The 12097-nt window shown below is 39.4% G+C and carries 11 protein-coding genes; 5 read left to right on the top strand and 6 right to left on the bottom strand.

What is annotated here, in order from left to right:
- Positions 1 to 22: 22 nt before the first annotated feature.
- Positions 23 to 727, bottom strand: coding sequence for a DsbA family oxidoreductase (locus tag CBM24_RS14515; RefSeq protein ID WP_075992847.1), 705 nt, complete (start codon positions 725 to 727; stop codon positions 23 to 25).
- A 110-nt stretch (positions 728 to 837) separates the two neighbouring features.
- Here CBM24_RS14515 and CBM24_RS14510 point away from each other — a divergent pair, with 110 nt between their 5' ends.
- Positions 838 to 1653: a patatin-like phospholipase family protein gene (locus CBM24_RS14510; RefSeq protein ID WP_075992846.1), complete on the top strand. Its 816-nt coding sequence runs from the start codon at positions 838 to 840 to the stop codon at positions 1651 to 1653.
- 110 nt (positions 1654 to 1763) lie between these two features.
- Here the strand turns inward: CBM24_RS14510 and CBM24_RS14505 are convergent, their stop codons facing one another.
- The gene (locus tag CBM24_RS14505; RefSeq protein WP_075992845.1) at positions 1764 to 2678 is read right to left on the bottom strand and encodes a glycerophosphodiester phosphodiesterase family protein; all 915 of its coding nucleotides are present in this window, start codon (positions 2676 to 2678) and stop codon (positions 1764 to 1766) included.
- Between the two features lie 378 nt (positions 2679 to 3056).
- Between CBM24_RS14505 and topA the strand changes: the two genes are divergently transcribed.
- The 3 genes from topA to cmk are packed head-to-tail and all read left to right on the top strand — an operon-like array spanning position 3057 to position 6567.
- Positions 3057 to 5456 (top strand): type I DNA topoisomerase, encoded by a 2400-nt coding sequence (gene topA, locus CBM24_RS14500; RefSeq protein ID WP_088161746.1) that lies wholly within the window; start codon positions 3057 to 3059, stop codon positions 5454 to 5456.
- A 2-nt stretch (positions 5457 to 5458) separates the two neighbouring features.
- On the top strand, positions 5459 to 5872 hold the full coding sequence (locus tag CBM24_RS14495) for a hypothetical protein (RefSeq protein WP_046672862.1): 414 nt from the start codon (positions 5459 to 5461) through the stop codon (positions 5870 to 5872).
- Positions 5872 to 6567 carry a (d)CMP kinase gene (gene cmk, locus CBM24_RS14490; RefSeq protein ID WP_075992844.1) on the top strand — a complete coding sequence of 232 codons (696 nt, stop codon included), beginning with the start codon at positions 5872 to 5874 and terminating at the stop codon, positions 6565 to 6567. Before CBM24_RS14495 ends, cmk begins: the two co-directional genes overlap by 1 nt.
- Positions 6568 to 6610: 43 nt before the next feature.
- Here the strand turns inward: cmk and CBM24_RS14485 are convergent, their stop codons facing one another.
- The 4 genes from CBM24_RS14485 to CBM24_RS14470 all read right to left on the bottom strand — a co-directional run bounded on the left by CBM24_RS14485 (position 6611) and on the right by CBM24_RS14470 (position 9802).
- Positions 6611 to 6904: a hypothetical protein gene (locus CBM24_RS14485; RefSeq protein WP_075992843.1), complete on the bottom strand. Its 294-nt coding sequence runs from the start codon at positions 6902 to 6904 to the stop codon at positions 6611 to 6613.
- A 162-nt stretch (positions 6905 to 7066) separates the two neighbouring features.
- On the bottom strand, positions 7067 to 8266 hold the full coding sequence (locus tag CBM24_RS14480) for a pyridoxal phosphate-dependent aminotransferase (protein WP_075992842.1): 1200 nt from the start codon (positions 8264 to 8266) through the stop codon (positions 7067 to 7069).
- Positions 8267 to 8363: 97 nt separating this feature from the next.
- Positions 8364 to 8738: a DUF1573 domain-containing protein gene (locus tag CBM24_RS14475; protein WP_075992841.1), complete on the bottom strand. Its 375-nt coding sequence runs from the start codon at positions 8736 to 8738 to the stop codon at positions 8364 to 8366.
- A 98-nt stretch (positions 8739 to 8836) separates the two neighbouring features.
- Positions 8837 to 9802 carry an SIS domain-containing protein gene (locus CBM24_RS14470; protein WP_075992840.1) on the bottom strand — a complete coding sequence of 322 codons (966 nt, stop codon included), beginning with the start codon at positions 9800 to 9802 and terminating at the stop codon, positions 8837 to 8839.
- Between the two features lie 101 nt (positions 9803 to 9903).
- On the opposite strand from CBM24_RS14470, the gene recQ reads away from it, so the two are divergent.
- Positions 9904 to 12093, top strand: a complete 2190-nt coding sequence (gene recQ, locus CBM24_RS14465) for a DNA helicase RecQ (RefSeq protein ID WP_088161745.1) — start codon at positions 9904 to 9906, stop codon at positions 12091 to 12093.
- The last annotated feature ends 4 nt before the right edge of the window (positions 12094 to 12097 follow it).

Here is a 12097-nt window from a genome sequence, read left to right as displayed (position 1 = left end):
TAAACAATAATTTTTTCTTTCTTTATTCACATTTTCCTGTTTCAGGATCACATGAAGGGCCTTCTTCGCCTCTGCGTTCAAGAGGTGCAGGCTGACCGGCCAGGCATTCATTTATTGTATTGTGAAAGACTTCCATGGGCTGTGCTCCGGGGATAGCGTATTTTCTGTCAAATACAAAGAAAGGAACACCTCGGAGTCCTAAGCTGACACCTTCTTGGATATCCTGTGCAACATCATAAGCAAATTCATCCGATTCCAATAAGTTTTTTACATCCTGAGCGGAAAGCTGCTCTTGCGTTGCGATAGTGACGAGAACCTCATTGTTATTTACATCGAGACCATCGGTGAAATGAGCCTTAAATAAGGCTTTTTTGATCTGAGTGCCTTTTTGCTGCGCCTGGGCAAAATGGATCAGACGATGAGCTTTTTTTGTATTTACAACGATTGCTTTTTCAAAATTCAGGTCAATACCCAGCTCTTTTCCCTGCGCACTGAGCTGTGAAGTCATTGCAACAACATCGTCCATGCTCATGCCTTTCGTTTGAACGAGGTAATCGTAGGTTGGCATTGCCGGAGCATCTTCGGGATAGTCGGGGTTAAGCTGATACGATTTCCAGATGATTTCAGCGGCTGGCTTACTTGCGGTTTGTTGAAGAGCCAATTCAAGCTTTGTCAAGCCAATATAACAAAATGGACAAATAATGTCCGACCAAATTTCTATTTTCATATTTCTTTTTTTACTGCGTATATTGTAATCAAAAATACATATAATAACGATGATTATCTGTTTACATTGTTGCTTGGATGTAAACAAGTGTTTCATGTACTTGTATAATTATGTTGGAGAAAGCTTTTTTGAATCGTAAAGTTACCCTTGTCCTGGGCGGAGGTGGTGCAAGAGGTCTTGTGCATATTGGTATTATTCGACGGCTTGAAGAGCTGGGCTTTGAAATCGATGAGGTGGTAGGTTGTTCAATAGGAGCACTTGTCGGTGGTATTTATGCGCAGGGGAAGATGGATGTTCTCGAAGACTGGATGCAGCGCCTGACGAAGAAATCGGTCTTTAATATGATGGATTTTAGCTGGAAGGGACTAGGAATGATGAAGGGGGTCAAGGTGTTTAACGCCTTGAAATCTGTGATCCCCGATGCTAATATAGAGACTTTTCCAATTTTGTTTAAAGCCGTTGCGACAGATCTAAACTACGAAAAGGAGGTTGTGCTGGATTTTGGGAGTATGTATGATGCCATTCGGGCTTCGATTGCAATTCCAGCTGTATTTACGGCGGTAGAAGAGGAGAACCATGTGTACGTTGACGGTGGTGTACTGAATCCATTGCCCATAAATCATGTAACCAAGAAAGAGAATTTAATCATTGCTGTCAATCTGGAATCTAAACCGGATAAACAATATTCTGTTATCAAAAAACTGGATCCGAGGACTTCGAACTCCTTGGATATTCTACAAGCCTCGTACTATGTGATGCGCAGGAAAATGAGCCGTATGATTGTTGATTTATACCATCCCGATGTGGTGGTGGATATTCCCTATAATATCTGTAACCTTTGGGATTATCACCGCTCTGAATTTTTGGTTCAAAAGGGACGGGAATATATTGACAAGGCATTAAAAAACAAAACCAAAGCAAAGTAGTTGAGACGATTAACGAACTGCTTTGCTTTGGTGTGGCTTGGTTTCTCTTGGCATTGAGATGAACTAGAACTCAATTTTTTTTATTCTAAGCGAAACAAGCAAGGTGTTTGTTAAAACAAATTGGGATAATCGCTAATGATTCCATCAACCTTTACAGCCTTCAGCTGTTCTATCTCGTCCTTTGTATTGACTGTCCATGGAATAACCTTGATATCCGCTTTGTGACACTGTGCAATAAAATCGCGTGTAGCTATTTTATAGTGCGGACTTATAATAAAAGGTGTAAAGCCCAAAGCTGCAATTGTTTGCTCAACGCTTTTGGTATAGTTTGCATCAATAAGATAAGAAACTTTGATTTGAGGATATGCTTTGTGCAGATATTTAATAGCTCTGCTGTCAAACGATTGGATGACGGTTCGTGAAGCAATTTTCTTATCAGTGATCACCTGCACCATAAGGTCCACAAATTCTTCTACCCTTGGATGGAAAATACCATCTTTATCTTCCTTACTCTTCACTTCGATATTATAAAACATCGGCGCTTTCCTTTTTACACTTGCGTAGGCTTCAGTACTGTCAATAAGGTCTGATAGTTTTGCTATACGCGTAACCTGTTTTTTCTGTTCAGGAAACTCTTTATAAAATTTCGATCCGATATCGTATTTAATCAGCTCTTTATAAAGCATATCATAAATTCTCAGTGGTTTATCTTTGTCAGAAATTTCGGAGCCATTGGGTTTCAGTACAAATTTTGGGTTAAGATAATCGTCGTGAAAGACCACAACCTTACGATCTTTGGTAATGTGGCAATCCATTTCCAGTGTGGTCACCTTTGCCAGATCTATTGCATTTTTCATGGCAGCGATAGACTCTTCAGGATATAGGCCGCGGCCACCGCGATGTGCTTCCAGACTAAGTTTAGGGAAATTGCCTGGATTTGATTTTGCTGAATCTTTCATAACTGAACAAGATACAAATGGTAATAACGTGCCCCAAAAGGCGATTCTGAGAAGACTTCTTTTCATTATTAAAATATTTAAACAAAATAGGGGAGTTGTTATATATTGCCCTTTTGAATAAGCGAATATACATATATATTTTACTTATACGTATTTTAACTGTTTCGAATATTTGGTTTTGCAACTTTATGAAGGTGGATTCGAAACAGAATAAAGTTAAATGAATTTGTTTCTGTCTGAAATAGACGGAAACAAAGTGGTTAGAGTGGCAAATTTGCTGGATCTGACAGCGTTTCTGTGTCGAGCTCAACTCCGTTGCGCGGTCCTTTGCTCTCGGATAAATTTCTTAATTGTTGACATGAAATCTATTTTTTTTGTCTTTTTTGCAAGAAATTATTGTCATTCCTTTCAGAATTCCCTTTATTTGCACAAATCTCAAATTAGATGGCGAAAAATTTATTGATAGTTGAGTCTCCAGCGAAAGCGAAAACGATAGAAGGGTATTTAGGAAAGGATTTTTTGGTCAAGTCAAGTTATGGACATATTCGCGACTTGGTGAAAACCGATGATGCAATTGATACCGAAAAGAATTTTGAACAAAAGTATGAAGTTCCCTCCGACAAAAAGGCGGTTGTAAGTGAACTGAAGAAATTGGCTAAAGCTGCAGAAACCGTTTGGTTAGCGTCCGATGAGGACCGCGAAGGAGAGGCTATTTCATGGCACTTATTTGAGACTTTGGGATTAAAAGATGAAAGTACAAAAAGGATTGTGTTTCATGAGATTACGAAGCCAGCTATTCTGAAGGCTATTGACAATCCGCGTAAAATAGATTATAACTTAGTAAATGCACAACAAGCGCGAAGAGTTCTAGATCGATTAGTCGGTTTTGAATTATCTCCGGTTCTATGGAAAAAGGTGAAGCCTTCCTTATCTGCTGGTCGGGTGCAGTCTGTTGCGGTTCGTCTGATTGTAGATCGTGAGCGTGAAATCAATAAATTTGAACCAGAAGCGGCTTTTAAGATCGTTGCTTTTTTTCATACGGGCAAAATTAAAGACAGTTTTAAAGCCGAACTTCCGCAGCGTTTTGCAACAGAAGTAGAGGCAACCAAATTTTTGGAAGATTGTAAAGCAGCGCTGTTTTCAGTAAAAAATCTAGAAACAAAACCTGCAAAGCGTTCACCAGCGGCGCCATTTACGACATCAACATTACAGCAGGAAGCAAGTAGAAAGCTTGGATTTTCGGTTGCCCGCACCATGCAGGTGGCGCAAAGGCTGTATGAATCAGGACGAATTACCTATATGCGTACCGATTCTGTTAATTTGAGTGATACGGCGATTGAGGCTGCTGAAAAGGAAATCAAATCGGCTTACGGCAACCAGTACCATAAACTCAGAAAATATAAAACAAAAACATCGGGTGCACAAGAAGCACACGAAGCTATTCGTCCTACTTATTTCTCTGAGCACACCATTGATGGTGATGCATCCGAAAAAAGATTATATGAGCTCATTTGGAAAAGAGCAATTGCTTCCCAAATGAGTGAGGCGGAGTTTGAACGTACATTGGCAAAGATCGACATCTCAACCCGTACCGAAGATTTGAATGCTTCGGGAGAGGTTATGAAATTTGATGGGTTCTTGAAAGTTTACATGGAATCCTTGGATGACGATCAAGACAACGCGATGGACGAAGATAGTGACAATGCTATTCTTCCGCCGTTAGCCATTGGTATGCCATTGACTTTGAAAAACATGTCGGCAACGGAGCGTTTTACACGACCTCCAGCACGGTATACGGAAGCTGCTTTAGTGAAAAAATTGGAGGAATTGGGAATTGGCCGTCCTTCAACCTACGCCCCTACGATTTCAACTATTCAAAACCGCGGTTATGTTGTAAAGGAAGAGCGTGAAGGTAAATCGCGCGATTACCGTGTACTGACACTAAAGGATGCCGAATTAACAGCGGTAACAAAAACCGAAATAACCGGTGCCGAAAAAGGAAAAATGTTTCCAACGGATATCGGTGTTGTGGTAAATGACTTTTTGGTTGAACACTTCAACGGTATTGTGGATTTTCATTTTACGGCCAACGTAGAAAAGGAATTTGACGATATTGCGCATGGACTGACCGAATGGACAAAAATGTTGCATGATTTCTATGGGCCTTTTCATTCTGAAGTAGAAGATACTTTAGTAAATGCAGATCGTGCGAATAATGAGCGTGAGCTCGGTGTCGATCCAGTTTCCGGAAAGCCCGTTTCGGTTCGTATTGGTAAGTTCGGCCCATTGGTACAGATTGGTTCTCCTGACGATGAGGAAAAACCTCGTTTTGCTTCCTTGCGGAAGGGACAAATGATCGAAACCATTACTTTTGAGGATGCCATGGAATTGTTCAAATTACCGAAAAAAGTCGGTTTATTTGAAGATAAAGAAATGACTGTCGCGGTGGGACGATTTGGACCTTATATACGTCACAATTCATCGTTTTACTCCTTACCAAAAGGTGTTGATCCTTTGGACGTAACAGAAGAAGAGGCGATACAGATTATCAAAGACAAACGTCAGAAAGATATCGAGAAAGTGATTCGGGTTTTTGATGAAAATCCAGACGCTCAAATCGAGCAGGGACGCTGGGGGCCATTTATTCGTTTTGGTAAGCAAAATCTGAAAATCCCTAAAGGAACTGAGATCGAAAAAATCACGTATGCGGATGTGTTGAAATGGGCTGAGGCGGATGCTCCGAAAGGAAAAGCGACCAAAGCAAAAACAACAGAAAAGAAAACTGTAGCAAAAAAAGCTACAGCAAAGAAGGCTCCAGCTAAAAAAACTACAAAGTCTAAATAAGGATGAAAGCAGATTTGCCTGAAAATATTGTCAAAGACATTATGATCGCCGTTGTTTTGGAAGGTGAGACGGTGGAGACAAAAAATTGGACTGTCTATGTGATCAATGACAAGAACATTGCCATTCAGAATGTGCTGATCAGCTCAAAAGGTTATGGTGAAAAGGATGGTCGGCAAGTAACAACAACGACTTTGCGTCATTTTATTGGAAATATAGAAGCTAAATCTTTCGATCGTGTTGAAGCGATTGACGAACAGGTATTCGGGTTGACAAATGAATATTGGTTGAGTTTTTATATTGATAATATTATTTACGATAAAAAATATATCTTTTTACCCGAAAGCATTGTGGATGGCAACCTGACTAAGGTTCCTTTGGTCAATCGTCCCGGTGTAATCATAGGAGGAAACGAATAATGAGTGGACGTCACAATTTTATTATCGCCATAGATGGTTTTTCCTCCTGCGGTAAAAGTACCCTGGCAAAGGCTTTGGCAAAAAAACTGAAGTTTGCCTTTATTGACAGTGGAGCTATGTATAGGGCCGTCACACTCTATTTTATCCGGCATGAGATAGCGCTGGATGATCAAGAAGCGATCGAAAATGCACTGAAAGATATCCACATTGATTTTATCCCAAATGCAATAAAAACAGAAATTCATCTAAATGATGAGGATATCTCGGAAGAGATCCGTCAGATGTATATTTCTGATAAAGTCAGCGATGTGAGTGCAATCAAAGCTGTTCGGGTTGCTATGGTTGCCCAGCAGCAAAAATTGGGTAGCAGACGAAATATTATTATGGATGGCCGTGATATTGGTACTACTGTTTTTCCAGATGCTGATCTGAAAATTTTTATGACGGCAGACCCTAAAGTACGTGCCGCGAGGCGTTATCTGGAGTTGACGGAAAAAGGAGAGGACGTGACTTTAGAAGAAGTCGTGGAGAATCTTTCTACACGTGACCGTATCGACAGTACGCGTGCGGAAAGTCCATTACGGCAAGCCGAAGACGCTATTGTTTTGGACAATTCAAATCTGACACCAGAACAACAGCTTCATTTTGTTGAAGAAGAATATTTAAAAGCTAGGGCTGCAAAAGCACAATCATAAAACAAAAAGAAGGCCGACTATTTAGTCGGCCTCCTTTTTTTAGCTATTTTACACTATTGATCTGCTGCTGTTCCAATAGTTTTCCAACGTTGTTTTTCTCTCCGAATTCTGCTGTCTGCTCTTGAAAAGACTCCAGAAGAGCTTTGATAGCATCTGAATTATCTGCTGTACGCTGATAGATATCGGGAATTGTTTTTTCAATATTCTTATCGCCGAGTTCAATGTTATCAACTTCGATTTTGCCTATTTTTTCCAAAACAGCTTGTTGACTATTTCTGACATCTTCTAATTCTCTTGCTATTTTTTCCATCAATTGGAATTTCTTCAATTTATCCATATGAAATCGTTTTGGTTACTATAATAAGAACAAGATGCCTCGAAAGTTTGTTTTGTTTTTTTTTAAAATGCAAATAGAAAAGGAGTTTATGGGAAGGAACTATAAAAAAGAAAAAGGCGGAACATGCCTGTCCCGCCTTTCGTAAGTCCTGTTATTTTGTTATTAACTTGTACGTCCCGGATACACTTGAAGAGCTTTCTCTAGGCAAACCAATGCTTTATTGAGATCATCTTGATTAAGCACATAGGCAAGGCGTACTTCATTTACACCAGCGCCCTCCGTACTGTAAAAACCCGTAGCGGGAGCCATCATTACTGTTTCGTTATTGTAAGAGAACTCTTCCAACATCCATTGGCAGAATTTATCAGCATTGTCAATCGGTAGTTTGGCAACGACGTAAAATGCACCACCTGGGTTAGGCGAGTAAACTCCTTCAATGGCGTTAAGTCCTTTCACGAGGGTATCTCTTCTTGCGGTGTATTCTTTGGATACTGCTTCAAAGTAACTGTCTGGTGTATCAACAGCAGCTTCACCAGCGATTTGACCTTCCAGCGATGGGCTTAAGCGAGCTTGTGCAAATTTCAGTGCAGTCTGATATAGTTCTTTATTTTTGGTAATGATACATCCAATACGCGCACCACAAGCAGAGTAACGTTTTGATACTGTATCAAAAATAACCACATTATTTTCGAGACCTTCTAAATGCATTGGTGAGATAAACTCTCTGCCATCGTAACAAAATTCACGGTAGGCCTCATCTGAGAAAAGGTAAAGATCATATTTTAGACAAAGTTCACGAAGAGCGTCGAGTTCTTCTCTGGAATAAAGGTAACCCGTCGGGTTATTTGGATTACAGATGCAGATCGCTTTGGTTTTAGGGGTAATTACTTTTTCAAATTCAGCGATAGAAGGTAATGCAAATCCATTTTCAATATAGGACATGATTGGTTTGATTACAACATCAGAGGAACACGCAAAACCATTGTAATTTGCATAAAATGGCTCTGGAATGATAATCTCTTCTCCTTCATTTAAACAGGCTTGCATAGCGATCATAATCGCTTCTGAACCGCCATTCGTTACTAATATATCTGTTGGCGCAATATTATAATTTAGCTTATTATAATATTCTGCTAACTTATTTCGATAAGAGGCTGTACCTTCAGAAGGTGTGTAGGCCCACACTTTGAACTGTATATTTTTCAAAGCATTAAGCATCACTTCAGGTGTTTGGATATCAGGTTGTCCGATATTGAGGTGGTATATCTTTTTACCTTCTTTTTTTGCTTGATCAGCATATGGCGTCAACTTTCTAATAGGCGACGCAGGCATATTCAGCCCTTTTTCTGATATTACTGGCATTATAGTTTTTTTAAAATTAGTAGTGCAAAGCTAACCAAAATAAAACGAAAAAAGCCACATGATTATGTGGCTTTTTTCGTTTTATTTACGAGCATTGTTATTCTACAATACCCTTAATATATAGCGTTTTTACAGGAGTCTTGGTGTTCGACTGTACCGTGAAACTCTTTGTGAATGGAGCTTTTGCCGCCGCATTGTAAGTTACTTTGATCGTTCCGCTTTCGCCTGGTTTAATTGGTGTTTTCGTAAATTCTGCTACAGAACATCCGCAGGTAGGCACAACATTTGAAATGATAATTGGCTCACTGCCTGTGTTTGAAAACTTGAAATTATACGAAACGGGCGTACCGGCCGGAATTTTGCCAAAATCATGGGTTTCTTTTTCGAATTTAAATTCCCCTTGTCCTGTCTGCATCGAAGAAAAACCTATAAAGGAAATGATCACTGCTAAGATTGTTATATACTTTTTCATGCTTCTAAAATATTACTTTACGATTAAAATAGTACAACTGATATGCCAAATTTAATATTTATTGCCAATTTATTGTACATCTAACAACTTTATTACAGTTATATTATACCTTCTTTCAATAGATCCTGTATGTGGATAACACCAGCATAATTCCCTTTGTCGGAAACCAGTAGTTGTGTGATGTTATTTTCACGCATAATATGGAGAGCATTGGCTGCCAATTCATTTTTGTCGATGATTTTTGGTGATTTTCCCATGATATCGGCGGCAGTAATTGCCGCTAAATTGGTGTGTTTCTCCAGCATACGACGGATATCACCGTCTGTGATGATGCCGAGTATGTGGTCAGCATCCAACACCGCTACAGCTCCCAGTCTAAACTTTGTTATGGTGATGATGATATCACTTACAGTGGCTTGCGGTTGGACACTAGGTTTGCCGTTCTGATCGGATAGATCGCCGACTCTTAAGTACAGTTTTTTTCCTAATGCTCCTCCTGGATGGTATTTTGCAAAATCTTTATCCGTGAAATCGCGGCACTCTTGTAAAACGACAGCAAGCGCATCGCCCATGGCTAGCTGAGCAGTTGTACTTGAAGTCGGCGCAAGGTTGTTAGGACAAGCTTCTTTCTCAACGGTGGTATTTAAAATATAGTCTGCATTTTTAGCGAGATAGGATTCCGTATTTCCGACCAAAGCAACCAAAACATTCTTTGTCTGTTTTAAAAAGGGGACAAGTACTTTAATCTCAGGTGTATTACCACTTTTAGAGATCGCAATAATTAAATCATTTTGTTGGATAATACCAAGGTCTCCGTGGATAGCGTCAGCTGCATGCATAAAGATCGATGGTGTGCCTGTCGAATTTAGCGTTGCAACTATCTTTTGAGCGATAATGGCACTTTTGCCGATTCCAGTTACAATGACGCGGCCCTGTAAATTTAGAATACGATCGACAACGGTAACAAAATCATCATCAATATATTGAGCTAAAGCAGCTACCGCCTTGGCTTCTTCTTGAATAGCTTGAATAGCTATATTTTTTATCTCGTAGTTGTTTTTCACAAAAAATACTCTTACTTTTATGTATTAGAATAGATTGCAAAAATAGATTATTTTTCAAGATTATTTCTTCATTTATCTATCTTATTTTTGCCCAAGGCGCAATGGAAATAGAAAAATCACTTTTCGACAATTTACAAGATTTTTTTGGTTTTGATACTTTTAAAGGGGATCAAGAGGCAATTATAACTAGTATTCTTCAACGAAGAGATACTTTTGTAATAATGCCAACCGGAGGAGGAAAATCAATTTGCTACCAGCTTCCTGCTCTTATGAGTGAGGGAACTGCAATTGTTATTTCTCCGCTGATTGCTTTAATGAAAAACCAGGTAGATCAGCTTCGTGCATTCGGTGGCGAAGATAGTATCGCTCATTTTTTAAATTCATCATTGAATAAGAGCGAAATTACAAAGGTTAAGGATGATGTACTCGCCGGGAAGACCAAATTGCTGTATGTAGCTCCAGAATCCCTTGCCAAGCAAGATAATTTGGAATTCTTACATCAGATTACCGTGTCTTTCGTAGCGGTTGACGAAGCGCATTGTATTTCGGAATGGGGGCACGATTTCAGACCAGAATATCGTAAAATACGCCAGGTAATCAACGAAATAGGTGCCAATATCCCTATTATCGCTCTTACGGCAACTGCTACTCCCAAAGTTCAGTCGGATATCCGTAAAAATTTACAGATGAATGATGCTGTTTTATTTAAATCATCATTTAATCGGAGCAATCTGTATTATGAGGTGCGGCCAAAAAAGGATGTTGTTAAGGAGATTGTTCGTTTTATCAAAACCAAATCGGGAAAGACTGGTATTGTCTATTGTTTGAGCCGTAAAAAGGTAGAAGAGATCAGTGAGGTTTTGAACCTAAATGGCATCAAAGCGTTACCTTATCATGCTGGTCTAGATGCGAAAACGAGAGCTGATACACAGGATAAATTTTTGATGGAAGACGTCGAAGTTATTGTGGCTACCATCGCTTTCGGTATGGGAATAGACAAACCTGACGTTCGTTATGTCATTCACCATGATATACCAAAATCTATGGAAGGATACTATCAGGAAACTGGACGTGCTGGACGTGATGGCGGAGATGGTTATTGTTTGGCTTTTTACTCGGAAAAAGATGTTGAAAAGCTGACCAAATTTATGAAAGATAAACCTGTGGCCGAACGCGAGATCGGTACGCAGATCTTAAAAGAGGTTATTGATTATTCGGAGTCTGCAGTATGTCGTCGTAAACAAATTCTTCATTATTTTGGAGAAAATTTTGACGAGCAAGGCTGTAATAATATGTGCGACAACTGTCGCTCGGAGAAAGAATATTTTGAGGCCGAGGACTCCCTGAAAAATGTACTGGGCTTCATCCAGGAGCAGGGCGAGAAATTTGATGATCATCACGTGATCAACGTCATGATTGGTCAAAATAATCAACCTGTATCTTCCTATAAACATGATGAACATCGTCTTTTCGGAACGGGTAAAGAGAAAGGTGTTATCTATTGGAAATCTTTACTTAGACAGGCAGTGCTTGATAACTTTATCGAAAAGGATATTGATCACTATGGCCTTTTAAAATTGACAGATATTGGCCGTCATTATCTGGATAACCCTTATCAACTAAAATTTGTTTTGAATCGTCCAATAGAAGGAGGGAATAGCACAAATTCGGAAGATACAGGGCACGGCACAGGAGCCTTAGATACCGTCTTGTTGGGGATGCTTAAAGACCTACGCAAGAAAATTGCAAAAGGGAAGTCACTGCCTCCGTTTGTGATCTTTCAAGATCCTTCGCTGGAAGAAATGTGTACACATTATCCAATTGCCATCGATGAGTTGAAACAGATCCAGGGAGTAGGGAATGGTAAAGCGATTAAATTTGGCGCTCCATTTATTTCCTTGATCAAAGACTACGTTGAGGAAAATGAAATCGATAGACCTGTAGATCTTGTCATTAAAAGTACAGCTAATAAATCGGCATTAAAGGTGTCTATTATTCAAAATATCGATCGTAAAATAGCATTGGATGATATTGCTTCAGCTAAGGGGATAACTTATGAGGAAATATTGAAGGAAATTGAGACGATTGTAAATGCGGGTACAAAAATCAATATCAATTATTTTATTGATGAGATTATTGATGAGGATCGCCAGGATGAGGTATACGACTATTTTAAGACAGCGGAGACTGATTCAATTAATGATGCGCTTAAAGAACTTGGCGGGGATGATTACAGTTATGAAGATCTCCAATTGATGCGAATCAAATTTTTATCAGAGCTTGGCAATTAATATT

The organism is Sphingobacterium sp. G1-14 (genome assembly GCF_002196555.1).
Classification (GTDB): domain Bacteria; phylum Bacteroidota; class Bacteroidia; order Sphingobacteriales; family Sphingobacteriaceae; genus Sphingobacterium; species Sphingobacterium siyangense.
This window is presented reverse-complemented; position numbering and strand designations above follow the sequence as displayed.